This is a genomic window from Sphingobium sp. SJ10-10 (assembly GCF_036038995.2).
In the GTDB taxonomy this organism is placed as follows: Bacteria; Pseudomonadota; Alphaproteobacteria; order Sphingomonadales; family Sphingomonadaceae; genus Sphingobium.
This window is the reverse complement of record NZ_CP158132.1, coordinates 173,509-196,651: the sequence shown is the minus strand read 5'-3', so window position 1 is coordinate 196,651 and position 23,143 is coordinate 173,509. Positions and strand designations below refer to the sequence as shown.

24 protein-coding genes are annotated in these 23,143 nt (G+C 64.5%); 8 read left to right on the top strand and 16 right to left on the bottom strand.

Annotated features, from left to right (window positions below; translation table 11 throughout):
- Positions 1 to 25 precede the first annotated feature (25 nt).
- The 3 genes from VVT58_RS00970 to VVT58_RS00960 are packed head-to-tail and all read right to left on the bottom strand — an operon-like array spanning position 26 to position 2,642.
- Positions 26 to 1,291: a Gldg family protein gene (locus tag VVT58_RS00970; RefSeq protein WP_327751958.1), complete on the bottom strand. Its 1,266-nt coding sequence runs from the start codon at positions 1,289 to 1,291 to the stop codon at positions 26 to 28.
- 8 nt (positions 1,292 to 1,299) lie between these two features.
- Positions 1,300 to 1,605, bottom strand: coding sequence for a hypothetical protein (locus VVT58_RS00965; RefSeq protein WP_044660141.1), 306 nt, complete (start codon positions 1,603 to 1,605; stop codon positions 1,300 to 1,302).
- A gap of 41 nt (positions 1,606 to 1,646) precedes the next feature.
- Positions 1,647 to 2,642, bottom strand: coding sequence for a cysteine synthase A (locus tag VVT58_RS00960; protein ID WP_327751959.1), 996 nt, complete (start codon positions 2,640 to 2,642; stop codon positions 1,647 to 1,649).
- A gap of 228 nt (positions 2,643 to 2,870) precedes the next feature.
- Here VVT58_RS00960 and VVT58_RS00955 point away from each other — a divergent pair, with 228 nt between their 5' ends.
- Positions 2,871 to 3,788: a cell wall hydrolase gene (locus VVT58_RS00955; protein ID WP_327751960.1), complete on the top strand. Its 918-nt coding sequence runs from the start codon at positions 2,871 to 2,873 to the stop codon at positions 3,786 to 3,788.
- Positions 3,789 to 4,176: 388 nt separating this feature from the next.
- Complete coding sequence (locus VVT58_RS00950) at positions 4,177 to 4,305, top strand: entericidin A/B family lipoprotein (protein ID WP_025546951.1); 129 nt, start codon at positions 4,177 to 4,179, stop codon at positions 4,303 to 4,305.
- 37 nt (positions 4,306 to 4,342) lie between these two features.
- On the opposite strand, the gene tatC is transcribed toward VVT58_RS00950, so the two are convergent.
- The 9 genes from tatC to VVT58_RS00905 form a co-directional block, all read right to left on the bottom strand.
- Positions 4,343 to 5,119: a twin-arginine translocase subunit TatC gene (tatC, locus tag VVT58_RS00945; protein WP_066559409.1), complete on the bottom strand. Its 777-nt coding sequence runs from the start codon at positions 5,117 to 5,119 to the stop codon at positions 4,343 to 4,345.
- On the bottom strand, positions 5,116 to 5,544 hold the full coding sequence (gene tatB, locus VVT58_RS00940) for a Sec-independent protein translocase protein TatB (RefSeq protein ID WP_327751961.1): 429 nt from the start codon (positions 5,542 to 5,544) through the stop codon (positions 5,116 to 5,118). The genes tatC and tatB overlap by 4 nt, the downstream gene beginning before the upstream one ends.
- A 29-nt stretch (positions 5,545 to 5,573) precedes the next feature.
- Complete coding sequence (locus VVT58_RS00935; RefSeq protein ID WP_066559414.1) at positions 5,574 to 5,825, bottom strand: twin-arginine translocase TatA/TatE family subunit; 252 nt, start codon at positions 5,823 to 5,825, stop codon at positions 5,574 to 5,576.
- A 118-nt stretch (positions 5,826 to 5,943) separates the two neighbouring features.
- Entirely contained in the window at positions 5,944 to 6,537 is a 594-nt protein-coding gene (gene scpB, locus VVT58_RS00930) for an SMC-Scp complex subunit ScpB (protein ID WP_327751962.1), read from the bottom strand.
- Positions 6,534 to 7,316, bottom strand: a complete 783-nt coding sequence (locus VVT58_RS00925; protein ID WP_327751963.1) for a ScpA family protein — start codon at positions 7,314 to 7,316, stop codon at positions 6,534 to 6,536. The genes scpB and VVT58_RS00925 overlap by 4 nt, the downstream gene beginning before the upstream one ends.
- 40 nt (positions 7,317 to 7,356) lie before the next feature.
- Complete coding sequence (nagZ, locus tag VVT58_RS00920) at positions 7,357 to 8,370, bottom strand: beta-N-acetylhexosaminidase (protein ID WP_327751964.1); 1,014 nt, start codon at positions 8,368 to 8,370, stop codon at positions 7,357 to 7,359.
- 284 nt (positions 8,371 to 8,654) lie between these two features.
- A complete protein-coding gene (locus tag VVT58_RS00915) occupies positions 8,655 to 9,368 on the bottom strand; it encodes an SPOR domain-containing protein (protein ID WP_066559425.1) in 714 nt (237 codons plus the stop codon).
- 20 nt (positions 9,369 to 9,388) lie between these two features.
- Positions 9,389 to 11,116, bottom strand: a complete 1,728-nt coding sequence (argS, locus tag VVT58_RS00910; RefSeq protein WP_327751965.1) for an arginine--tRNA ligase — start codon at positions 11,114 to 11,116, stop codon at positions 9,389 to 9,391.
- A gap of 111 nt (positions 11,117 to 11,227) precedes the next feature.
- Positions 11,228 to 11,836: a hypothetical protein gene (locus VVT58_RS00905; protein WP_327752056.1), complete on the bottom strand. Its 609-nt coding sequence runs from the start codon at positions 11,834 to 11,836 to the stop codon at positions 11,228 to 11,230.
- A 139-nt stretch (positions 11,837 to 11,975) separates the two neighbouring features.
- Between VVT58_RS00905 and ispH the strand changes: the two genes are divergently transcribed.
- Genes ispH through rnhA form a run of 3 tightly spaced genes read left to right on the top strand, consistent with a single transcriptional unit; the run spans position 11,976 to position 14,363 of the window.
- Positions 11,976 to 12,923, top strand: a complete 948-nt coding sequence (ispH, locus tag VVT58_RS00900; RefSeq protein WP_327751966.1) for a 4-hydroxy-3-methylbut-2-enyl diphosphate reductase — start codon at positions 11,976 to 11,978, stop codon at positions 12,921 to 12,923.
- Between the two features lie 4 nt (positions 12,924 to 12,927).
- On the top strand, positions 12,928 to 13,920 hold the full coding sequence (gene thrB, locus VVT58_RS00895) for a homoserine kinase (RefSeq protein ID WP_327751967.1): 993 nt from the start codon (positions 12,928 to 12,930) through the stop codon (positions 13,918 to 13,920).
- On the top strand, positions 13,917 to 14,363 hold the full coding sequence (gene rnhA / locus VVT58_RS00890) for a ribonuclease HI (RefSeq protein WP_327751969.1): 447 nt from the start codon (positions 13,917 to 13,919) through the stop codon (positions 14,361 to 14,363). The genes thrB and rnhA overlap by 4 nt, the downstream gene beginning before the upstream one ends.
- A 106-nt stretch (positions 14,364 to 14,469) precedes the next feature.
- On the opposite strand, the gene folP is transcribed toward rnhA, so the two are convergent.
- A complete protein-coding gene (gene folP / locus VVT58_RS00885; protein WP_327751970.1) occupies positions 14,470 to 15,591 on the bottom strand; it encodes a dihydropteroate synthase in 1,122 nt (373 codons plus the stop codon).
- 165 nt (positions 15,592 to 15,756) lie between these two features.
- The gene (locus VVT58_RS00880; protein WP_327751971.1) at positions 15,757 to 16,881 is read right to left on the bottom strand and encodes a site-specific DNA-methyltransferase; all 1,125 of its coding nucleotides are present in this window, start codon (positions 16,879 to 16,881) and stop codon (positions 15,757 to 15,759) included.
- A gap of 288 nt (positions 16,882 to 17,169) precedes the next feature.
- Here VVT58_RS00880 and VVT58_RS00875 point away from each other — a divergent pair, with 288 nt between their 5' ends.
- Positions 17,170 to 17,511, top strand: a complete 342-nt coding sequence (locus VVT58_RS00875; RefSeq protein WP_327751972.1) for a metalloregulator ArsR/SmtB family transcription factor — start codon at positions 17,170 to 17,172, stop codon at positions 17,509 to 17,511.
- 50 nt (positions 17,512 to 17,561) lie between these two features.
- Here the strand turns inward: VVT58_RS00875 and VVT58_RS00870 are convergent, their stop codons facing one another.
- Together VVT58_RS00870 and VVT58_RS00865 are read right to left on the bottom strand one after the other, a co-directional pair.
- Entirely contained in the window at positions 17,562 to 18,359 is a 798-nt protein-coding gene (locus VVT58_RS00870; protein ID WP_327751973.1) for a nucleotidyltransferase family protein, read from the bottom strand.
- Between the two features lie 36 nt (positions 18,360 to 18,395).
- Positions 18,396 to 19,937, bottom strand: coding sequence for a M23 family metallopeptidase (locus tag VVT58_RS00865; protein WP_327752057.1), 1,542 nt, complete (start codon positions 19,935 to 19,937; stop codon positions 18,396 to 18,398).
- Positions 19,938 to 20,164: 227 nt separating this feature from the next.
- On the opposite strand from VVT58_RS00865, the gene VVT58_RS00860 reads away from it, so the two are divergent.
- Both VVT58_RS00860 and VVT58_RS00855 read left to right on the top strand, forming a co-directional pair.
- A complete protein-coding gene (locus VVT58_RS00860; RefSeq protein WP_405053713.1) occupies positions 20,165 to 22,792 on the top strand; it encodes a helicase-related protein in 2,628 nt (875 codons plus the stop codon).
- Positions 22,785 to 23,081 (top strand): RNA-binding S4 domain-containing protein, encoded by a 297-nt coding sequence (locus VVT58_RS00855; protein ID WP_327751975.1) that lies wholly within the window; start codon positions 22,785 to 22,787, stop codon positions 23,079 to 23,081. Before VVT58_RS00860 ends, VVT58_RS00855 begins: the two co-directional genes overlap by 8 nt.
- The last annotated feature ends 62 nt before the right edge of the window (positions 23,082 to 23,143 follow it).

Genomic DNA, 23,143 nt, shown 5'->3' with positions numbered 1-23,143 from the left:
GGGAAATCCTGTTTTGTTCTGGTATTTAGTCCCCAATTTCCGGTTTCGGGACGATGACATGTTGTCGAGAGCGGTCAAAATGCGCCCGATTCCGCCGCCGGAACAGCACCGCGCCCAAGGCTGCCCAGAAAATCCCGGCCAGAGCTGCCCAGCGGACGGCGTTGACCAGCGCCTGGCCCGACCTGACCCAGCGGCGACCGGCGGGAAGCTCGTCACCCAAGGCCTGTGCGACAAATTGCGGCGTATCGGCGGTCCACTGATCGGTGTCCAACGGCGCGGCCGGATCGGCCAGCCAGAGCCGGTCGTCGATCAGGTCGGCATCGGCGACGATGGTCGCTACCCCCTTTCCCACCCCGCAGTGCGCCACCAGCCCGCGCCCGACGATGCGGCAATCCGGCCCGGCATCATCGAAACCCGAGGCCGCATAGACGGTCAGCATCCGCCCATCGCCCAGAAAACGGCGTTCCTCCTCCGCTCCAGCGGCAGGCGGCATCAGCTTCACGCCCCAATATTCGATCATCGCGGAGAGCAGGGTAACGGCAGGCGGCCGGCGCCGGTCACCCAATGGCAAGCCCATCGGCCAGCGCAATTGCGGATCGGCCAGGATCAGCGCTTTGCCGCCCCGGCTGATCCACGCATTGAGCGCCACCAACTCGTCCATCGAAAAGGCGCGCGGCTGGGCAAGCAGCAGCGCCTTGGTCCGGCTCCTCTCCAGCGCGACTGGGCTGTCGACAGGCGTGACCGTGAAGCGCTGGCGCAGCAGGGTGATGATGGGCGCGTCAGCCTTGGCCGCCAGCCCTTTCTCGCCGTCTCTCCAGAAAAGCGGCAGGCCGCTGATGACCGCCAATTCCGGCCGCCGTTGTAAAGGTTCAACGCGAGGCTCTTTGGCAAGCCAACATATCGCCAAAGCCAGCAGAGCCAGCCCTAGCCCCACCAACTGCCGTGCTCCTGCAAAGGCAGGAGCACGAAACCTTTCAAATTGAAGCCCCGACAAGGTTGCCAGTGCCACCACGCCGAGCAACCACGCCACCGGCACCAACCCCGGCACATGCCAACTCGCCAAAAACGTGCAAGATAGCACCGCCCCCGCCGTTCCCAGCCCGGCCCACCAGGCCGCCCCCTCACCCCGCCGCGCTTTTAAAAAAGCGGCCGCCGGGATCAACAACAGCGCAGGCAGCATCCAGCCACGCGGATCGACCTGTCCCGTCCGCAGCAACGCCGGAAGCCCGCCGAGCAGCACCAGCACCCCCAGCAAAGCCAGCATCGCCCAAGTTCGGAGCAGAAATTTCAAGTGATCAGTCAGCGCGAGGCCGGCGGAATCTCGCGATCCATGGGTTTCTTCAAATTAGGGTCCGGCTGCAAGTCCGGCACGATCGGCGCCTGCTCCGGCGCGGGCTGCACGCCCAGTTCCGCGAGAGGCTCCTTGGGCGACACGGCATTGACGTCCAGCGTGGGCACGGTCGGCGGCGGCACGGTCGGATCGTCGATCCGCGCCTTGTCGATCACGATATTCGCCAGACCCACGAGCAACACCACGCCCGCCAGCCCGGTGAGGCCGATCTGGACACGCTGCAACCCTTCCTGTTGGCGGGGTGTTTCAGCCATGAAGCGCTCTTTTTTCTCGCTGTCGAGACCCGTATCGACAGTCAACGAGTGTGCGCGAGCCAGGGGAAGACAGTCAAGCCCTTCGATTCCAGCCACTCGCGATTGTAGAGCGTTGAAAGATAACGGAATCCCGTATCGCACAGGATGGTGACGATCCGCTTGCCCGGCCCGAGCTGCTTCGCCAGCGCCACCGCGCCCGCGACATTGATGCCCGAGGACAGCCCCAGACATAGCCCTTCCTCGGCCAACAAGCGCCGCACCCAGAGCAGCCCTTCTTCATCGGAAATGCGGAACTGCGTATCGATCGGCGCGCCTTCCAGATTGGCGGTGATCCGGCCCTGCCCGATACCCTCGGCCACCGAATTGCCCTCCGCCTTCAACTCGCCATGGGCATAATAATTGTAGAGTGCCGCGCCATGCGGATCGCTTAGCGCAATGATGATATTCTCGTCATGCGCCTTCAGGCCCAGTCCGACGCCCGCAATCGTCCCGCCCGTGCCCGCCGCGCAGGTGAAGCCGTCGACCTGCCCATCCATCTGGGTCCAGATCTCCTCGGCCGTGCCGATGATATGCGCCTTGCGGTTGGCGATATTGTCGAACTGGTTCGCCCAGATCGCCCCTTCGGTTTCCTCGGCCATACGGCGCGAGGTGTGCACGAAATGGCCGGGGTTGGAATAGGGAGCCGCCGGAACCGTCACCAGCTCGGCGCCCAGAGCGCGCAGCGTGTCCATCTTCTCGCGGCTCTGCGTCTCGGGCATGACGATGATCGTCTTATACCCCTTGGCATTGGCCACCAGTGCAAGGCCAATGCCGGTATTGCCCGCCGTGCCCTCCACGATCGTGCCGCCAGGCTTCAACAGCCCCTTTTCCTCGGCATCGTTGACGATGAACAGCGCGGCGCGATCCTTCACCGAAGCGCCGGGGTTGGCGAATTCGCACTTGGCGAAAATGTCGCAGCCCGTCTCTTCCGAAGGGCCGGTGAGGCGCACCAACGGCGTGTTGCCAATCAGGGCAAGGCTATCATTCTGAACCAGCATGGTCTCCGCATAGCGGACCAGATACGCCCTTGCCAAGCAAGGGAATGATGGCCGCGCAAAAGTCCGGTTTGTCCTTCGCCCCGTTAAGCTTTGCTTCCCCCGCTGTTCCATTGCGGGACAGCGCGTAATCGTGGGAGGAAATGGCAAGGCTTTTCCCTTATGGCCGGTGCCAAGCTACGGATTATCAGAGGAAAAGATCAGTTGGCGGGCGGCAGGACAGTAAAGGCGATGAGGGCGAGGCATGGCGCGATCGCCGCGCTGGCGCTTGTCGCACTGGCCGCGCCGCGCCTGATCACCGCCGCGCCTCTCGACCTTCTGGCCGCGACGGGAATCCAGGATGACCCCGCCGAAAAGCCGGGCCAGAATTTCCCCGGATCAGCCTTTTTCTTCGCCGAGGGCGCTTTCGATCCCGTAGCTGGCGCCGCCACGCTGAACAGCGAGCATGTTCTGGGACTCGACGCGGTGCAGGTCGCCCCCGCCATGGCATTTCGCGGCCTGACCGCGCTCGACAGCTACAGGGCGCTCAACTGCCTGACCTCCGCCATCTATTATGAGGCCGGGAGCGAGCCGGAAGAGGGCCAGCGCGCCGTGGCGCAGGTGGTGCTGAACCGGGTGCGCAACCCGCTCTGGCCGCAAAGCGTGTGCGGCGTCATCTATCAAGGGTCGGAACGCGCCGATTATCGCTGCCAGTTCACCTTCAGTTGCGACGGTTCCATGGCGCGCATGGCCAACGCCAAAGGCTGGGCACGCGCGCGCCGCATCGCCGCCCAAGCCCTCTCCGGCCTCGTCTATCAGCCCGTGGGCCTCGCCACCTATTATCACACGCTGGCGGTCCGGCCCGACTGGGCGACGGCAATGCGGCCCGTTGCAGTGATCGGCGCGCATATCTTCTACCGTCCGTCCGGCTTTGACGGAACGCCCGCCGCCTTCCGCGCCGCCTATCTGGGGCGGGAAACGCAGTCAGGTCCGGCCTGGCCGGTGAAGCCCTTGCCGTTCGCCCCGGCCCTGGAACTGCCCATCCCCATTTCCTCCCCGTCCGCCACATCCGGCGCGGCGACCGCCGATCCCTTGCCCGCTGCGGCGCCCGGCCTTCCCCAGTCGACGATCCGGCCCGAATATCGCAACAGCGGCCGTCCCCTCATCTGACCTGGATTTTTTTGGCGGCGGAGGGAATATTTTACGTTTAATTCGTCAGAAACCATTCAACTTGTTGAAAAATAACAGAATAAAAATCTGGTGATTTTTCGGAGCTCCGGGAACCTAATCCTCCGCCCGATAGTTCTGCACTGCGGATAGCAAATCTTTTGCCCCCCGCTCTTGCTATCCAAAAAAACATGAGCCCGGAACGCATCTCCCCCCCCCGACGCGTTCCGGGCTCAGAATTTTTGGGCCTATCCCACGGAAATCGGAGATATTTTCGCTTTCGGAACGCTTTTCCGAGCGGCGGGTTGTTCCTTGGGTCACCGGCATGATGTCCGGTTGAAGCATTTCCCGTCAGGGATGCAGGACAAAAAGCTCTGAAAAGGAGACGATGATGACCAGGAAGATTCTAGCTGCCCTTTTGCTGACCGGTTCGTTGATGGTCGCGGCCTGCAATACGGTCGAGGGTGCCGGCAAGGACGTGCAGAGCGCTGGCCAGGCGGTCGAGAACGCCGCCAACTGATTTGAAAAGGCTCGCCTCCCCGGCGAGCCTTTTTTCTTCAGCTCGCAGCTTCGGCCGCCGCCACGTCCCTGGCCTGTCTCCGGTCAGTGAACCAGATGGCGATGATGGTAATCTCATACAGCGCCAGCAACGGGATCGCGAGCATCAGTTGCGACACCACATCGGGCGGCGTCAGCACTGCGGCCAGGATGAAGGCGGCAACGATCATATAGCGGCGCAGGCCGATCAACTGCGCCCGGCTGACGAAGCCCGCCCGATTGAGCAGCATCAGCAGCACCGGCATCAGGAAACTGATTCCAAAGGCCAGGATGAACTGCATCACCAGCCCCAGATAGGCGTCCGCGCTCGGCAGCGCCTCCACCTGAAGGCCGCTACTATTCCCCTGAAATTCCAGGAAGAAATGGAAGGCGGTCGGCATCACCACGAAATAAGCGAGCGACGCCCCCATGGCGAAGAGAAAAGGCGTGGCGATGATGAACGGCAGCAGCGCCTTCTTCTCCTTCGCGTAGAGCCCCGGCGCGACAAAGGCCCAGAGCTGGTTCGCGATGATTGGAAAGGACAGGCAGAAAGCGCCGAAAACCGCGATCTTCACCTGCACGAAAAAGGCTTCGTAAAGTTTGGTATAGACCAGCCGCCCACCGCCATCGCCAAAGGCTTCCTTGAGCGGATAGACCAGTATCGCGAACAACTGCTCCGAAAAATAGAAGCAGATCGCGCCCGTGATGAACAGCGCATAGACGCATTTGAGCAACCGCCCACGCAGCTCGATCAGATGGTCGAGCAGGGGCGCCTTGCTGTCGTCGATATCCTTCATGCCCCCGCGTCCCCCCTCCGCACAGGCTCCTGCGCGACATAGGGCGGTCCGTCGGTCGCGGGCTGGACCTCCGCCACATAGGGCGGCGCCTCAGTCGCCGGCGCGGATTCGGCCACGAAAGGGGGCACTTCCCCAGCCGCCGCTTCAGCGCCAGGTGCAGGCAGCGCTTCCAGCTCCCCGGTCGTTTCCGGTGGATGCTCTTCCATGATCCGCTTGTTCTGCGCGGCCCATTTCTTTTCCAGCTCCTCCAGCTCAACCTCGCGAACCATCGCGTCGATGCCGGTGCGGAAATGGCGCGCCATGCCCTGCGCCTTCCCGACGATCTGCCCCACTTTGTAGAGCGCGCGAGGCAGGTCTTTCGGGCCGATGACGATCACCGCAATGATGATGATCACCAGAAGCTCAGACGAATCGATACCAAACATGCGTGCCTACCGCCCCGGCCGGAGGAAAATCAGGCCTTGGTCTTTTCGTCTGCCGCATTTGGCGTGGCAGTCGACGCATCCTGTTCCGGAACGCGATGGCCCTCAATGCGCGTGGCGGGCTTGGTCGGCACGACATCGTCGTCATCCTCCGCCATGCCCTTCTTGAAGCTCTTGATGCCCTTGGCGACGTCACCCATCAACCCGGAAATCCGGCCGCCGCCGAACAGCAGCATGACCACCAGGAGAACGATGACCCAGTGCATCAGCGAAAAGGAACCCATTTTAACTTTCTCCTGAAACTGCCGCTTATCTAAAGTGATTTCGAGTGAAATGGAACATTTCACGGCTCGGAAATCACGGCAAACAAAGCCCGCAGATCATATTGCCACAGAATATGATCTAAGCGTCTTCCTCGTCATTTTCCACAACGGATTGGGCGCCCAGACCCTCAAGCGCCAAATCCACCGGATCGAGCAGACCCGCGGCGCGCAGATCGTCGATACCCGGCAGGTCGCGGCGGCTGCTAAGGCCGAAATGTGACAGGAATTCATGCGTGGTGGCATAGATTAGCGGCCGCCCCGGCACTTCCCGTCGTCCTGCGGGCCGCACCCATCCCGCCTCCATCAGCACGTCCAGCGTGCCCTTCGCCACCTGAACGCCGCGGATGGCCTCGATCTCGGCGCGGCTCACCGGCTCATGATAGGCAATGATCGCGAGGGTTTCCATAGCGGCGCGGGACAGCTTGCGCGTCTCGTCCTTCTCACGGCGCAGGATATGGGCCAGATCGGCGGCCGTCTGGAAATGCCAGCGCCCGCCCCGCTCGACCAGATTGATGCCGCGCCCGGCATAGTGATCGCTCAATGTCGCGAGCGCGGCGGTCAGATCCCCCGCCTCCCCCACATGCAGCTTGAGTTCGGCTAGGGTCAGCGGTTGTTCGGAGACGAACAGCACGGCTTCGACGGCGCGGAGGAAATCATCAGGTTCTTCGATCACAACAGACGTCCCGCAGTCGGTTCCGGCACGGCGGCGCGCAGGAAAATGGGTTCGAAAATCCCCTCCTGCTGGATTTCCAGCCGCCCCTGCCGCGCCAGTTCCAGGGCGGCGACGAAACTACTGGCGAGCGCCGATCGTGCCATCGGCCCATCCTGCCCGGTCGGCAGGAAGGCTTCAAGCGCGGTCCAGTCGATCGCCGCGCCGACCAGGGTGCTGACCCGCTGGATCGCTTCGTCCAGAGTCATCACCGGTCGAACCGCGACCATATGCACGACCGGCTGGGTCCGGGCGCGAATCTGGCCGTAGGACTGGATCAGGTCGAACAGGCTCGCCGCCCATTTCGCCCTGCGGACGAGGCGCAGCCCTTCAGGCTTTTCCCGCGCGAAGACGTCGCGGCCGATCCGGTCCCGCGCCATCAGCCGCGCGCCCGCCTCCCGCATCGCGTGCAGGCGCTGGAGCCGCAATTGCAGACGCAGCGCCAGTTCCTCCGGACTGGGGTCGGGCTGCGCCTCCTTGGGCAGCAGCAGCGCCGATTTGAGATAGGCGAGCCACGCCGCCATCACGAGATAATCGGCGGCCAGCTCCAGCTTCAGCTTCCGCGCGCCCTCGATATAGGCGAGATATTGCTCGACCAGCGCGAGGATGGAGATTTCGCGCAGATCGACCTTCTGCGTCCGCGCCAGCGCCAGCAACAGGTCGAGCGGCCCCTCCCAGCTTTCGAAACTGAGCATAAGGGTTTCAGGCCGGGGAACGGCGGGAGGGGTGAAAAGATCGTCCATCGCTAGACTATCGCTTTTAGGTTTTTGTGGCATCCCCTCTTCACGCCGGAACCATCGCCAGCAGCGCATCGCGGGTGGCGAGCAATTCCTCCAACAGCGGGCCGTCCGACAGCCTGTGCGTCGACGCCATCGCGCGACCGAGGCGCGTCATGGCCTCCGGCGTGATCTCCGGCAGCAGATCGGCAATCCCCACCATATCGTCCATCCGCCCCCAGCAATTGAGCGCCAGATCGCATCCCGCCGCAACCGTGGCCGCCGCCAGTTCGGGAATGCTGCCCTTCAACGCCTTCATGTCGAGATCGTCGGACATCAGCAGCCCATCGAAGCCGATCCGCCCCCGGATGATGGTCTCGATGATGGAGGGAGACAGGCTCGCAGGCAGATCGGGATCCCAGGCGGTATAGACGACATGCGCCGTCATCCCCATGGGCGCGTCCTTGAGCGCCTGGAACGGCGCCAGATCGACCGCCAGCGCATCCTCGTCAGCGGTGACGATGGGCAGTTCATGATGGCTGTCGACCATCGCCCGGCCATGGCCCGGCATATGCTTGACGATGCCGACCACCCCGCCATCGGCCAGTCCCTCGATCACCGCCCGTCCCAGCGCTGCGACCCGCATCGGTTCGGCGCCCAGCGTCCGGTCGCCCATGATATCGCTCGCCCCCGCCTGCCGCACATCGAGCAAGGGCAAGGCATCGACCGTGATCCCCACTTCCGTCAGCGTGGCGGCGATCGCCCGGGCATTGGCGCGGGCGGCCGCGATGGCGCTGGACGGCGCGACCTCATAGAGCCGGTCGAACACGGCGCCGGGCGGGAAACTCGGCCAGACGGGCGCCTGCATCCGCGCCACCCGGCCGCCTTCCTGATCGATCATGATGAGCAGATCGTCCCGGCCATGCAGCGCCCGCAGATCATCGGTCAGCGCCCGAAGCTGCTCCCTGTCCACGATATTGCGCCGGAAGAGGATGTAGCCGGCAGGCTGCGCTTGCCGGAAGAAGGCGCGCTCGTCCGCAGTCAGGGTCTCACCGGAAAGGCCGAAGATAACGGGTTTCATAAGAGCGATGGTAGCGGCTGAAAGAGGCTCTGTCGAAGGGGTTATTCCGGCCTTGTCGCAGGATTTGCGGGATTTGGCCGAGGGATAAAATGAGTGGGGAGCGGACACGCCAGGACAGTCTACCTGGGCATAAGGCGCAACGTGCTCCTGCGAAGGCAGGAGCCTAGTTGTTTAGTCCCGGCCTCTATGGATTATCGGACCGTCCGAACTGGGCTCCTGCCTTCGCAGGAGCACGCTGTGGTTATCGGCAGCCAAGACCGTCTCAGGCCAAATCCCCCACACCCCTAATTCACGACCATGCAGCTCTCGCCCGCCACCTTCAGCTTGCCGCAGAGCGTGCTGGCCTGCCCGCCCGCCGCCGCGCGCAGGCGATAGACAGTGCTGCCGCTCACCTCTGCCTGCTCGATCGACATCGGCAGCGGCTCCAAATAGGTGAAGCGTTTGGACAGCCGCTTCCACGCATCCTTCGCGAAGGCCTGATTGCCATAGGCGCCCAACTGGATCATGCCGCCTGCGGGCCGCGCAACCGTCGTCACGGGCTTCGCATTGGTTTCATCGGCTACCCGCGCCGTGACGCTCTGACCCGGTTTTCCCGCCACCGCCGACTTGGCGTTGCCAGCCGCGCCGGTCGGCGTGATCGGCGCTTCCGGCACCCGAGTCGGATCGATCCGCCCGTCGCGGGCCACGCCCTCGCTCGCCGCATAGCTGGCGTCGCCCTCTCCGTCGAACTTCTTGGCGTCGGCTTCCTTGGCGGGTATCTTGTAATCCCCGGCCGGCGCGGCGATCAGCTTGCCTTCGCCGCCAGCCCCGCCCGAGCGGTTCTGGATCAGCCATACGCCCGCGACGACCAGACCGATCAGCACCAGTCCAAAGAGAATGAAGCCCAGCAGCCGCAGCGGCGAGAGCCCCTGCTCCTCCTCATCCTCGATGGCGGGTTCGAGCCAGGGCAGACGCTCCTCGTCGTCCAGGTCCAGCCTGCCCCGCGCATAATCGCCCATCTCGTCCGTGCCTCCGCCGGTTACTGCATCTCGGTCAAGGCTGCGACGCCCATCAGCGCCAAGCCGTTACGGATGATTTGCCCTATTCCCCGGCTCAAGAAAAGCCGCGCGGAAGTAGTGGCCGGATCGTCCATCAGGATGACCCGCGCCTGCGGATTGTCGTTGCCCAAATTCCACCAGCTATGGAACGCCGAAGCCAAGTCATTGAGATAGAAGGCAATACGATGCGGTTCACGGGCCGATGCCGCCCCTTCCACAACGCGGGGGAATTGCGCGGCAAGCTTCACCAGTCCCAGTTCCTCCGTCCCAAGGCGGGACAGGTCGGGCGCGGGCAGGTCGATCCCCGCCTCCTCCGCCCGCCGGCCGAGCGAGGAAATCCGCGCATGGGCATATTGCACATAGAAGACCGGATTGTCCTTCGACGCCTCCACCACCTTGGCAAAGTCGAAGTCCATCTGCGCATCGGCCTTGCGCGTCAGCATGGTGAAGCGCACCACATCCTTGCCCACTTCGCGCACCACATCGGCCAGCGTCACGAAATTGCCGGCGCGCTTGGACATCTTCACCGGCTCGCCGTCGCGCAGCAGACGGACCATCTGGATCAGCTTGACGTCGAAACGGGCCTTGCCTTCGGTCAACGCCGCGACCGCAGCCTGAATGCGCTTCACCGTGCCGCCATGGTCAGCGCCCCAGATGTCGATCAACTGGTCGGCCGTCTGCGCCTTCTGATAATGATAGGCCATGTCGGCGCCGAAATAAGTCCAGCTTCCGTTGGATTTCTTGATCGGCCGGTCCTGATCGTCACCGAATTTCGTCGAGCGAAACAGCGGCAGCTCGACCGGCTCCCAATCCTCCGGCGTCTCGCCCTTGGGCGCTTCCAGCACGCCATCATAGACGAAGTCATGTTCGCGCAGCCATTTTTCCGCAGCTTCCGGCTTTCCGGCCGCCTGCAACTCGGCTTCGGAAGAGAAAATGTCGTGATGGATGCCCAGCAGCGCCAGATCGCTGCGAATCATGTCCATCATCGCCGCCACAGCCCTGGTGCGGAACGGCACCAGCCATTCGCTTTCCGGCGCGCCGACATATTTGTCGCCATAGTCGGCGGCCAGCGCTTGTCCCACCGGCACCAGATAGTCGCCCGGATAGAGGCCTTCGGGAATCTCGCCAACGGCCTCGCCCAGCGCCTCGCGATAGCGCACATGCGCCGACCGGGCGAGCACATCGACCTGCCCGCCCGCATCGTTGATATAATATTCGCGGATGACCTTATGCCCGATATGCTCCAGCAGGGTCGCGAGTGCGTCGCCCACCACCGCCCCCCGGCAATGGCCCATATGCATAGGGCCGGTGGGGTTGGCGGAGACATATTCGATGTTGACGGTGATGCCCTCTCCGGTAGCGGAGCGGCCATAATCCTCCGCCTCGGCATGAATCGCGGCGAGTTCCGCGCGCCAGGTAGCGTCGGTCAGCCTGAGGTTGATGAAACCTGGCCCGGCGATGGACGCTCCCTCGACCTCGTCCAGCTTTTCCAGACCAGCCACGATCTTTTCCGCCAAAGCACGCGGATTGGTGCCAGCCGGCTTGGCCAGCACCATCGCCGCATTGGTGGCAAGGTCGCCATGGCTTGCGTCGCGGGGCGGCTCGACCGTTACCGGCTTGCGGTTCAGGCCAGCGGGCAGCGAACCATCAGCCTCCAGCGCGTCGAGCACGGCGTCGAGATGGGCGGTGAAACGGTTATAAAGAGACAAGGGACGGACTTTCCTTCAACTCCGTTCGCCCTGAGCGCAGTCGAAGGGCCGTCCTTTCCTCAACAAAAGGTCAGGGCATCGACTTGTCTCAGCCCGAACGGAAAAATGGGCTTAGCGGGTAGCGTTGTAACGGAGCTGATCCTGGGTCAGGTTGAAACCCACGAGCAGCTCGAAGCTGGTTCGCTGCAAGGCCGCCTTGACGTCCGGCTGCGCGAAGGGATCGATCGCCGCGTCGGCGTCACCCGCCTTGCGCTTCTGCGTGATCATCGCCTGGATCGGCCCCGGCAGCGTGGCGGCGGCCTTGTTCACATAGGATCCGGCCTTGGCGGTCGCGCTGGCGCGATATTGCCCCGCCGGGAAATCCAGCACAACCTGGCCCACGCGCTTGGCGACCACGGCGTTGCCGCCCCGCACCACGGCGGAATAATAAGGCAATGTCACCTGCCGCGCTGCGCCCGCATCGCTGCGGCGGGCATTCACGGTAAAGGTCGCCTCGGTATAAAGCTGCTCCCCGTCGGCGCAGGTCGAGCGCAGATTGGTGATTTCCGCCACCACGTCGATCGCGCGGGCATCGGTGCTGCCTGCCGGATTGAACAGGGTGATGTCGCCGGTCTGGGCCGGGACCGCCGCCACCGGGCAGGCCGAGCGCACGGCCACGATGCCGCCGGTCGGGTCGATTTCGCCCCGCTGGGAACAGCCCGCAAGGGCCATGGCGATCATTCCGGTCAGCGCAATTCGAGAAAAGGTCACAGGCAATCCCTTGGGAACAGGCGTTGGGCTTCTTATCCATAGGCTGCGGGACGCGCAACATAAAGGAAGCGGCTTTCATCCTCCGTCACATTCGCCTAAGCGGCAAGCCATGACCTCTCGCTCGCCCATGAAGCTGCTGATCGCCGCCCCGCGCGGCTTTTGCGCCGGTGTCGACCGCGCCATCATCATCGTCGAAAAGGCGATCGAGAAATATGGCGCCCCGGTCTATGTCCGCCATGAAATCGTTCACAACAAGTTCGTGGTCGACAGCCTGAAGGCCAAGGGCGCGATCTTCGTGGAGGAACTGGATCAGGTACCCGACGGCGTGCCGGTGGTCTTTTCCGCCCATGGCGTGCCCAAGGCGGTGCCCGCCAAGGCAGAGGAACGCGGCCTCGACTATCTCGACGCCACCTGCCCGCTGGTCAGCAAGGTTCACCGCCAGGCCGAACGCCAGGTGGAGGCCGGACGCCACATCCTCTTCATAGGTCACAGGGGCCATCCGGAGGTGATCGGCACCTTCGGCCAGGTCGATGACGGCAACATGACCCTGATCGAAACGGTCGAGGATGCCGAAGCCTTCGCTCCCGCCGACCCCGACAATCTGGCCTTCCTGACGCAGACGACCCTGTCGGTGGACGACACCGCCGCCATCGTCGCGACGCTGCTGCGCCGTTTTCCCGCCATCCATGCGCCCAAGGGCGAGGATATCTGCTACGCCACCTCCAACCGGCAGGCGGCGGTCAAGGCGATCGCCGGGCAATGCGACGCCGTCTATGTGATCGGCGCGCCCAACAGCTCCAATTCACTGCGGCTGGTTGAGGTGGCGGAGCGCGAAGGCACCCCCGCCCGGCTGATCCAGCGCGCCGACGATATGGACTTCGCCTGGCTGGAGGGCGTGCGCACGCTGGGCCTTACCGCAGGTGCCTCCGCCCCCGAAGTGCTGGTGCGCGAAGTGGTCGACCGGCTGGCCACGCGGTTCGACGTGATCGAGGAGCAGGTGGAAACCGCCCGCGAAAACATTGCCTTCAAGCTTCCCCGCGGACTGGAGGCCGCGTAAATCCATGGCCGTCTATACCCAGGTTCCCGCCGAAGAGATCGACGCTTTCCTCACCCGCTACGACGCCGGACGCCTCGTGTCGGCCAAGGGCATCGCGGAAGGCGTGGAAAACAGCAATTACCTGCTCGAAACCACCGGCCATGACGGCGCCTTGGGTTCCGGGGGAGGCCACCGCTACATCCTCACCCTCTACGAAAAGCGGGTGGATGAGGCGGACCTGCCCTTCTTCATGGACCTGCTCGATCATCTGGGCGCACGCGGCTGCCTCGTCCCCCGCTTCATCGCGGATCGGGAAGGCAAGCGGCTACAGCAACTCGCCGGACGCCCCGCCTGTCTGATCGAGTTCCTGACCGGCATCTCCGTCACCGAACCGACCGTCGGCCAGGCCCGTGCGGCGGGCGCGGCGCTGGGCGAAATGCACCGCGCGGCGGAAGGCTTCACCGGCACCCGCCGCAACGCCCTCGACCTGCCCGGCTGGCATGAACTGGCCGCCAAATGCGGCGAGGATTTCGACCGGATCGCCCCCGGCCTCGGTGCGCGGGTGGCGCAAGAGCTGGCCTTCCTTGATGCGCATTGGCCCGCAGACCTGCCCCGGTCGGTGATCCATGCCGACCTTTTTCCCGACAATGTGCTGATGCTGGGCGATGAGGTGACGGGCCTGATCGACTTCTATTTCAGTTGCACCGATATCCGCGCCTATGACCTGGCCGTCACACACAGCGCCTGGGTGTTCAGCAATGATGGCGCCACTTGGTTCGGGGACCGCGCCGCAGCCCTGGGCGCCGGTTATATGACGGCCCACGGCCTGTCCGACGCCGAACTCACCGCTTTCCCGATCCTCTGCCGGGGTGCGGCGCTGCGTTTCCTGCTGACGCGGGCTTATGACTGGATCAACACGCCCGCCGACGCGCTGGTGATGCGCAAGGATCCGCTGGCCTATCTGCGCCGCCTCGATTTCTACGCCAGCGCCGACCCGGCGGCGCTGCTTGGCGCATGAGCGAGCTTCCCGAGGTCGAGATCTTCACCGACGGCGCGTGCAAGGGCAATCCCGGCCCCGGCGGCTGGGGCGCCGTGCTGCGCTTTGGGGAGAAGGAGAAGGACATCTCCGGCGGAGAGGCGCAGACCACCAATAACCGCATGGAAATGATGGCGGCGGTGCAGGCGCTGGAGACGCTCAAACGCCCTTGCCGGGTGACGCTCTACACCGACAGCAAATATGTGATGGACGGCATCACCAAATGGGTCTTCGGCTGGCAGAAGAACGGCTGGAAGACGGCGGACAGGAAGCCGGTGAAGAATGCCGAACTCTGGCAGCTACTGGTGAAGGCCGCCGCCCGCCATCAGGTGACATGGCAATGGGTCAAGGGCCATGCCGGTCATCCGGAGAATGAGCGCGCCGATCAATTGGCCTGCGCGGCTGCGGAGAGTTTCCGGAAGTAGCGACAGTTAAGGCTGTTTTTCTGCCATTTAAATCCGTCATCCCAGCGCAAGCTGGGATGACGAATGTTATCGATGTCCGCCTCTGGCCAAAACCCGGCCATATCCCTCAAACCGCACTCAACCCCGCATCGGCCAGCCCGCGCCACAGATGCAATGCCTGCACGCTTTCCTTGACGTCATGCACCCGCACCATCTGCGCGCCCAGTTCCACAGCGCGGAAGGCCAGTCCCACCGACCCGCCCAGCCGCTCCGCCGCAGGCGCCTCGTTCGACAAGGCTCCGATCAGCCGCTTCCGGCTCCCGGCGAACAGCAACGGCACCCCCAGCCCCTGAAATACCGCCAACCCATTCACCAAAGCGAGATTATCGCCCAGCGACTTGCCAAAGCCCAATCCCGGATCGACCATGATCTTCTCGCGGGCAATACCCGCCGCCAGACATGCCTCCACCCGCGCTTCCAACATATCGAACACATCGGCCACGACATCGCCATAACCGCCCGGATTCTCATGCGGATCGTCGCCGGCCGATGGCGCATGCATCAAGATCACGGGACAGCCCGCCGCGACCACCACCTCCATCGCCCGCGGATCGTGCAGCAACGCGCTCACATCATTGACAACAGCCGCTCCTGCCGCCAGCGCCGCCTCCATGACCGCGGCCTTGCGCGTATCGATGGATATGGAAACGCCCGCCGCCGCCAGCTTCTCGATCACCGGCACGACGCGTGCGATCTCATCCCCTTCCCACAGGCGTGGCGCCTTGGGCCGGGTCGATTCCCCGCCTACGTCGATCAAAGCCGCCCCCGCAGCCGCCATGGAAAAGCCCGCATCAGCCGCCGCCTGGGGATCGTCCATATGCTCACCGCCATCGGAAAAGCTGTCGGGCGTGATGTTCAGGATCGCCATGACCTGAGGCGCGTCGAAGCGAATGGTCCGCTCACCCAGCAGTAAAGGCGGACGTTGCGCCGAGATATTGGCGGCGAGGCGCTGCGCCCGCTCCGCCAGCGGATCGGGCAACCCCGCAGCCGCATCGGCAAATTCCGTGACCGGCACCGTCACCCGCGCCACCCGCCGACCATCCTTGCGCGCAGTCAGCTCATAGCCCTGAAACCAGATCAGCCCATTGCCCATCCGCGCCGCCGACCCGTCCGGCAAGCCGATGGGCGACGGCACGAACCAGGTGGGGCGCAGGTAAAGCCGCGCATCGGCAGGGATTTGGGAAAGCATTGCCATGTCCTTCGATCGGATCGAAAGGGCTTCCCTTAGCGCGATGACGTGCTCCTGCGAAGGCAGGAGCCCAGTTCGGAGGTGGCGCGAATAAACTGAGGTCTGAACTGGGTTCTCACGAGCCGCTTGTCTCGCTCAAATGCCTGCGCAGGAACGCGGGGCCGCTTACGGCTCGTTCGCAAGCAGATAGGTCTGCCGCAAAGCATCGATCGGCTTCAACACACCCTCGATCTCGCAATGCCAGAAAGTCCAGCCATTGCAGCTCGGCGCGCCTTGCAGCGTCGCGCCCATCTTATGGATAGACCCCGTATCCGTCCCCACGCTGAGCGAGCCATCCGCCCGCACCACCGCCTGCCAGCGCCGCTTGGAATCCATCAACACCGAACCCGGCTGCAAATAACCCGTCTCGACCAACGTGCCGAACGCCACCTTGGGCTGCTGCCGCGCGGTCTGCATGATGGTGAGCGAGCTTTCGTCCAGCGGCAGCGCCGCCTCGATCCGCTCCAGCGCGACCTCGATATAATCGTCCTCGCGCTCGATGCCGATCCACTTGCGGCCCAGGCGCTTGGCCACCGCGCCGGTCGTGCCTGTGCCGAAAAACGGATCGAGCACCACGTCGCCCGGCTTGGTGCAGGCCAGCATCACGCGATAGAGCAACGCCTCGGGCTTCTGCGTCGGGTGCGCCTTGGTGCCGTTGCGCTTCAGCCGCTCCTGCCCGCCGCAGATCGGCAGCACCCAGTCGGAGCGCATCTGCAATTCGTCGTTGAGCGTCTTCATCGCCTTGTAGTTGAAGGTGTACTTCGCATCCTCGCCTTGGCTGGCCCAGATCAGCGTCTCATGCGCATTGGTGAAGCGCGTGCCCTTGAAATTGGGCATGGGGTTGGACTTGCGCCAGATGATGTCGTTCAGAATCCAGAAGCCTTCGTCCTGCAACGCCGTGCCGACGCGGAAGATATTGTGGTAGCTGCCGATCACCCAGATCGAGCCATTGGGCTTCAATATGCGGCGCGCCTCGCGCAGCCAGGCCTTGGTGAAGCGATCATAGCTGCCCAGCGTGTCGAACTTGTCCCAATCATTGTCGACCGCATCGACGCGGCCGCCCTCGGGCCGGAACAGATCGCCGCCAAGCTGGAGATTATAGGGAGGATCGGCAAAGATCATGTCGATGCAGGCGTCGGGCAGCTTCGCCATTTCGGAGATGCAGTCGCCACGCAGCAGGCGGTCGGCCTCGACCTCGACTGGCGCAACCGCCTTTTTCCGCCGCGGCGCGACGCGTTCCATGACACCCATTAGTGACCCCCGTTCGGTTCTGAGGCCCAGCGATGAGTCCTCGGGAGTCCGCCGTCAAGATCAGCAACTTAGGGTTCGAGCCTCACACAATGGTTAACGCTGCGGAGAACGAACCGGGTAGCCACTAGATATTGAGTCGAACGCGACTCGAAAGACTCAAGATCGGCTAGTGTGACGCAAAAGACTCAGCGGAAAAGGGTCAAAAAGTTTTTTTGGTTAACGCCGCTTCGGAGGGCAAAAACGCACCTTCGCTTGACCATCTCATAACCATTAGGTTATGTCATAACGATGACAGAACATATTTTGAGGGGGGATCGTTCGGCCTCCTGCGATGAACTTTTCAAGGCCTTGTCCGACGGCACCCGGCGGGCGCTGCTCGAATATCTGGTGCGCGAAGGCGAACAGAGCGTCCACGCCCTCACCGCCATTTCCGGCGTATCGCAACCCATGGTGTCCCGCCACCTTGGCAAGCTGAAGCGCGCCAGCCTCGTGACGGCCCGCCGCGCAGGCCGGGAAACCTACTACACCGCCCGCGCCAAGGGGCTCGCCCCGGTGGTGCAATGGATGGCGGTGTACGGGGCGCTCTGGTCGCAGCGCTTCACCGCGCTGGAGAACCTGGACGGCTACTGACTTCTGAGTGCAGAATAACGTGCTCCTGCGCAGGCAGGAACACGGCAGCTCTATTCAGCAGACTTGGCCAAAATCGCCTCGATCAACACAACATCATCCGGCTTATCCGCATCGATACAAGCCTCCGCCTGCTCCATAGCCACGAGCCGCGCCACCAGCCCAAAGCGCCGCCCCACCCGCGCGATCCCGCCCCGCAGCGTGGAAATCCGCAGCACCGCCCCCAACAAAGCCAAAGACCCGAAAGCGGACAATATCTTCCACCCCTTCTTGCGGTCCTGCTCGACCTCCTGCCAGAGCGCGATCACCGGCCGGGCCTTACCGCTTCCGAACCAGAAGATATTCGCCCCCGACCACCAGCCGTCGCGGAACTTGAGCCAGGTCCGCCGCGATCCCGGATAGCGCGCCAATAGGGTCGCCCGCTCCACCATCGCCACGGCAATGTCGGCCCCGTTCGCCTCCCGCACCATCTGGTCGAGCATCGCTCCATCCAGCAGCACGTGATCCGCCGTCGTCATCAGTAGCGGAAAGGGTAGATCCGCCCGGTCCAACAAAGTCATCAGCGAGGACGCAATCCCGCCCCCGCTCGTTTCGAACCGCACCTTGGGATGCCCCGCCAGCCAGGCGGTAGCCGGATTACCGGCAAATAGTTCGGGCGCCTGCGTCAGCACGATCACGCGCCCGATCGCGGGATGCGCCAATAATGCTCGCGCCGGGTGGTTGATCATCGGCTCACCCCCGACAGGGACCAGCGGCTTTACCGCCACCCCCGCCGCCACAGCCAAAGGATCAGGAACTGGCCGCCCTCCGGCCAGCAATATTGCGGTAATGTCGGAAGCCGGTGCGATCATGTCCGCCCGTTAGCCCAGGCGACCATACGCGAAAAGCTATTTCCCGGAAACCGCCGGCCCCGCACTCTGGGCTTGCTGCTTTTGGGCCACCTGGACGGGCAAACCGATCCTCAGGCTCTTCAACTGCACCAGCCGCGCCCGGAAAGCCGCCAGCTCCCGCCCAGCCAGTTGCGACGTGGTCGTAAAGCGAACCGACAGCGGATTGATCGTCTGCCCGTTGCGATACAGTTCATAATGCAGATGCGGCCCGGTCGACAGGCCCGATGAGCCGACATAGCCGATCACCTGCCCCTGCCGCACGCGCTGCCCCGGCGCGGCCGCGATCCGGCTCATATGCGCATAGCCGGTGGCGAGGCCATTGCCATGCTCCAGCCGCACATAATTGCCGTGCCCGCCATGGCGCCCGGCATAGGACACCACGCCGTCGGTCGCCGCATAGATGGGCGATCCATAGGCCGCCGCGAAATCGATCCCCGCATGCATCCGGGTATAGCCCAATATCGGGTGCCGCCGCATGCCGAAGCTGGACGACATGCGCCCCGCCACCGGCGCGGACAGCACGCCCCGCCGCTGGCCCACGCCCGACGCCTCGAACCATTGGGTCCGCCCGTCGCTATTCCATTTCAGCATGTCGATGCCGCGTCCGCTGGCCCGGTGCAGTCCGGCGAACAACAGGTCGCCCACCTCGACATCGCCGGTATCCGCGCGCCGATATTCGGTGACGATGTCATAGCGGTCGCCCGCCGAGATCGACCCCAGATCGATCTGCTGCGCCACCACGCGCAGGAAGCTCTGGATCGCCTTGGGCGGCGCCCCCGCGGCCCGCGCCGAATGGTACAGGCTTTCCCCCACGACGCCCTGGATGCGCAGCGGCGTATCGTCGACATGGATCGCGGTCCGCTGCACCTGCAACACCCCGCCAGCCCGCGAAATCTCTATCCCCAGGTCCAGCCGCGCCCGAAATGCCAGCTTGTCGAGCGGCCGGGGCACGTCCCGGCTCGCCCGGCGGCCGAGCAGGATGTCCAGCGGCGTCCCCGGCTTCATGCCCGCGCCGACATCGCCGGCGACAAGGCTCATCACCGTCGCCACATCGCCGCCGCTCACCCCGGCCCGCGCCAGCGCCCGGCCCAGCGAATCGCTCCCGCCGATCTGCGCGCGCAGCTCGATCTGCGGCCGCTCCGGCGTCTCGCGCAGCGGCTGCACGGCGTCGGTCGGTCCCATGCGCCGCCCGCTGTCGGCGCCCATGGCGAGCGGCATGATCATCTGGCTGCGCACTTCGTCGAATTGCCGGGACGCCATCAAAGGCTGCGGCTCGCCCGGCAGCGCATGGAAGCCCGGCGACAGATAAAGCGCCGCCGCGCACAGTCCGAAACAGGTCGCAAGTCCCCGGAACCAGGTGAAACTTCCCACCCGCTGGCCAAGGTCGGGAACCAGCTCCACATCCTCGGCCCAGTCGCGCAGCTTTTCGCGCCAATCGCGCGAATCCTCGACCGGCTCCCCATTGCGGATGGAGTCAGTCAGCCACAGGGACGCAGAGGCGCCCCCCTGTTGGGCATTGATCTGACTGCCATGAAACACGGTAAAACAAGCCCCCGGGGCAATATACGCCACGACCCCCGCCGCGCGTTCATCCGCAATTCTGTGAAGGCATAAGGTTAAAGTCAAATAAAGACGGCTATTTTAACCCTTTTTCTGCGCCCGGACGAGCCACATGGCGGACCGGCGGACCAATTTGGGGCATCGCACCGCTTTACCAGGCCTTTGCCCTTGCCCTTCCGCCCGCCATGCCCGACATAGCAGGGGTCATGGCCCTATTTGCCCGCTCGCCCATCACCGCCGTGTTGGGCCCTACCAATACCGGCAAGACCCACCTCGCCGTCGAACGCATGTGCGGCCATTCCTCCGGGATGATGGGCTTTCCGCTGCGCCTTCTGGCGCGCGAAGTCTATGACCGGGTGGTCGGGATGAAGAGCGCCAGCCAAGTCGCGCTGATCACCGGCGAAGAGAAGATCGTGCCGCCGAACGCGCGCTATTTCCTCTGCACGGCGGAATCCATGCCGGTAGACGGAGATTACGCTTTCGTCGGCCTGGACGAAGCCCAGCTCGGCGCCGACCCGGGGCGCGGCCATGTCTTCACCGACCGGCTGTTGCGCGCTCGGGGTCGCGAGGAAACGATGATCCTCGGTTCCGCCAGCATCAGCCGCGTCGTCAAATCCCTCGTCCCCGACGCCGAGATCATCGGCCGGCCTCGATTCTCGACGCTCAGCTACGCAGGCGCGAAAAAGCTCTCCCGCCTGCCCAAGCGCTCCGCCATCGTCGCCTTCTCCGCCGAAGAGGTCTACGCCGTGGCCGAAATGCTCCGCCGCTTCCGGGGTGGCGCGGCGGTGGTGATGGGCGCGCTTTCCCCCCGCACGCGCAACGCGCAGGTGCAGATGTTCCTGAACGGAGAGGTCGACTATCTGGTCGCCACCGACGCCATCGGCATGGGCCTCAACCTCGACGTCGCCCATGTCGCCTTCGCCTCGCTGCGCAAGTTCGACGGCCGCCGCACCCGCCGCCTGACGGTCAGCGAAATGGCGCAGATCGCAGGCCGCGCTGGTCGCCATCACAGGGACGGCACCTTCGGCAGCCTGGGCCATGAAGAGGGTGAAGCCGCCTTCACCCCGGAAGAGATCGAAGCGATCGAAGCCCACCGCTTCCCCCCGGTCGAGCAGCTTTTCTGGCGCGACGGCACGCCACGCACCGACCGGCTCGACCATCTGATCTTCGACCTGGAAGGGAAACCCGAACGCCCCGAACTGCGCGCCGCTCCCGAGGCTGTCGACCTCGCCGTCCTCAAACGCCTGGCCGACGACCCGCTGGTAATCGAGCGCGCCAAGGGCCAGAAGCAGGTCGAACGTCTCTGGGCCGCCTGCGGCCTGCCCGATTTCCAGAAGCTGGGGGCGGAACATCATGCCCGCACGGTCAGCCGCATCTGGCGCTTCCTCTCGGAAGGGAGCGGCCACATCCCTCGCGACTGGTTAGCCCAGCAGATCGCGCGACTCGATTCGGTTCAAGGCGACATCGACACGCTATCGGGCCGGATCGCCGCCGCGCGCACATGGTCTTACATAGCCCATCGCGCCGACTGGCTCGCCCATCCGGCGGAAATGGCCGAACGCACCCGCGTGCTGGAAGAAAAACTCTCCGATGCGCTCCACGCCGCGCTGACGCAGCGTTTCGTGGACCGCCGCACCACGGTTCTGCTAAGGGATATCGGCCAGAGCGCAGCCAATCTGCCGGTCGACATAGAGCCGGACGGGACAGTCTGCGTCGATGGCGAGACGATCGGGCGACTTGACGGATTTCGTTTCTCGGTCGATCCCGCTACCCGGCATCAGGACAGGAAGATGCTGCTGGCGGCCGCTGAACGGCGCCTTGGAAGGATATTGCGAGTGAAGGCTGACGAATTGCTGAGCGCACCCGATACTGATTTCGCGCTCATGGACGAAGCAGGACAAGCCCCCGGCATAAGCTGGAAGGGGGACGCGGCGGCCACGCTGCACGGCGGCCCCGCGCTGCTGACCCCGGAAATCCGGCTGGATCGCGCGCTTCTGGCGCTGGGCCAGGATGTGCAGAAGCTTATTCTCGCCCGCCTCACCACCTGGTTCGACGCGCAGAAGGAAAAGCACCTCCTGCCGCTGACCAAGATGGTCGCCAGCTCCTCCGACCCCGAAGTGCCCGCAGTCGTCCGCGCCGTCTTCGCCCAGCTTGCCGATGCGGGCGGCGTGATCGCGCGCACCGATCTCGATTCGGCGCTCGGCCATCTCGACAAGGATCAGCGCCATTTGCTGCGCCGCGCCGGCATCGATATCGGCGTGCTCGACATCTATCACCCCGGCCTGCTGAAGCCCGGCGGCGCCCGCTGGCGCGCCGCTTTGCTGGCGGCCCGCATCGCCAAGCCCTGCTTGCCTCTGCCCGGTCCCGGCCTCACCCTGATCCCGGCCGGCGAAAAGCCCGAGCAGATGGGCGCCCGCATCGCCGGTTTCCGCGGCTTTGGCGAGCAGATGCTGCGCATCGACATGGCCGAACGCATGGCCCGCACCGCACATGAAGCCATCGCCAAGAACGAGGCCTTCACCGCGCAAAGCCCGCAGATCATCTCGCTAGGCCTATCGGAAGAAGCCTTCCTGCAACTGATGCGCCTCGCCGGCTTCCGCCCCGTGGAAGCGCCCGAGGAAGGCGGCCCCAACTGGGTCTTCCGCGGCCGGCAAAAGCCCCGCCCGCACCTGCAGCACCAGAACCGCGACAAGCGAGGCACCCCATCTCAGGGCAAGTCTCAGGGCAAAACACGCGGCGACCGGACGCCCCGCCCCGCCGCCTCATCCGGCTCCGCGCCCATCGGCAACCACGCTTTTGCGGGTCTTGCCGAATTGCTGGGCCGCAATGGCTGACGCGGGCATGGTGTCGGTCCACGGACCAAGCCTGCGCATCGACAAATTCCTCTGGTTCGCGCGGCTCGCGAAAAGCCGCTCGGTCGCCCAGAAGATGGCGGAGGAAGGCCATATCCGCCTCAATGGCCGCCGCATCGACCGCTCGCACGCCCCGGTGCGGGCGGGCGATCTCATCACCTTCCCCCACCCCAGCGGCGTGCGAGTGGTTCGGGTGACCCAGCTTCCCCATCGCCGCGGCCCGGCGCCAGAAGCCCAGGCCTGTTATGAGGAACTGACGGTCGGCGCCTGAAGCCGCAGAAGCTTAAGCCCAACAATCACCCCGCCAACAATATCCTCATTGACCTTCGCCGC

Coding starts and splice junctions, on each gene's coding strand:
- nagZ (WP_327751964.1), bottom strand. CDS start 8,370: ATGAAACCCGTTATCTTCGGCCTTTCCGGTGAGACCCTGACTGCGGAC.
- VVT58_RS00875 (WP_327751972.1), top strand. CDS start 17,170: ATGACAGAACATATTTTGAGGGGGGATCGTTCGGCCTCCTGCGATGAA.
- thrB (WP_327751967.1), top strand. CDS start 12,928: ATGGCCGTCTATACCCAGGTTCCCGCCGAAGAGATCGACGCTTTCCTC.
- VVT58_RS00965 (WP_044660141.1), bottom strand. CDS start 1,605: ATGGCTGAAACACCCCGCCAACAGGAAGGGTTGCAGCGTGTCCAGATC.
- VVT58_RS00880 (WP_327751971.1), bottom strand. CDS start 16,881: ATGGGTGTCATGGAACGCGTCGCGCCGCGGCGGAAAAAGGCGGTTGCG.
- VVT58_RS00905 (WP_327752056.1), bottom strand. CDS start 11,836: ATGATCGCCATGGCCCTTGCGGGCTGTTCCCAGCGGGGCGAAATCGAC.
- VVT58_RS00915 (WP_066559425.1), bottom strand. CDS start 9,368: ATGGGCGATTATGCGCGGGGCAGGCTGGACCTGGACGACGAGGAGCGT.
- VVT58_RS00935 (WP_066559414.1), bottom strand. CDS start 5,825: ATGGGTTCCTTTTCGCTGATGCACTGGGTCATCGTTCTCCTGGTGGTC.
- VVT58_RS00860 (WP_405053713.1), top strand. CDS start 20,165: ATGGCCCTATTTGCCCGCTCGCCCATCACCGCCGTGTTGGGCCCTACC.
- VVT58_RS00955 (WP_327751960.1), top strand. CDS start 2,871: ATGAGGGCGAGGCATGGCGCGATCGCCGCGCTGGCGCTTGTCGCACTG.
- folP (WP_327751970.1), bottom strand. CDS start 15,591: ATGCTTTCCCAAATCCCTGCCGATGCGCGGCTTTACCTGCGCCCCACC.
- VVT58_RS00960 (WP_327751959.1), bottom strand. CDS start 2,642: ATGCTGGTTCAGAATGATAGCCTTGCCCTGATTGGCAACACGCCGTTG.
- VVT58_RS00870 (WP_327751973.1), bottom strand. CDS start 18,359: ATGATCGCACCGGCTTCCGACATTACCGCAATATTGCTGGCCGGAGGG.
- rnhA (WP_327751969.1), top strand. CDS start 13,917: ATGAGCGAGCTTCCCGAGGTCGAGATCTTCACCGACGGCGCGTGCAAG.
- ispH (WP_327751966.1), top strand. CDS start 11,976: ATGACCTCTCGCTCGCCCATGAAGCTGCTGATCGCCGCCCCGCGCGGC.
- VVT58_RS00950 (WP_025546951.1), top strand. CDS start 4,177: ATGACCAGGAAGATTCTAGCTGCCCTTTTGCTGACCGGTTCGTTGATG.
- tatC (WP_066559409.1), bottom strand. CDS start 5,119: ATGAAGGATATCGACGACAGCAAGGCGCCCCTGCTCGACCATCTGATC.
- VVT58_RS00855 (WP_327751975.1), top strand. CDS start 22,785: ATGGCTGACGCGGGCATGGTGTCGGTCCACGGACCAAGCCTGCGCATC.
- VVT58_RS00925 (WP_327751963.1), bottom strand. CDS start 7,316: ATGGACGATCTTTTCACCCCTCCCGCCGTTCCCCGGCCTGAAACCCTT.
- tatB (WP_327751961.1), bottom strand. CDS start 5,544: ATGTTTGGTATCGATTCGTCTGAGCTTCTGGTGATCATCATCATTGCG.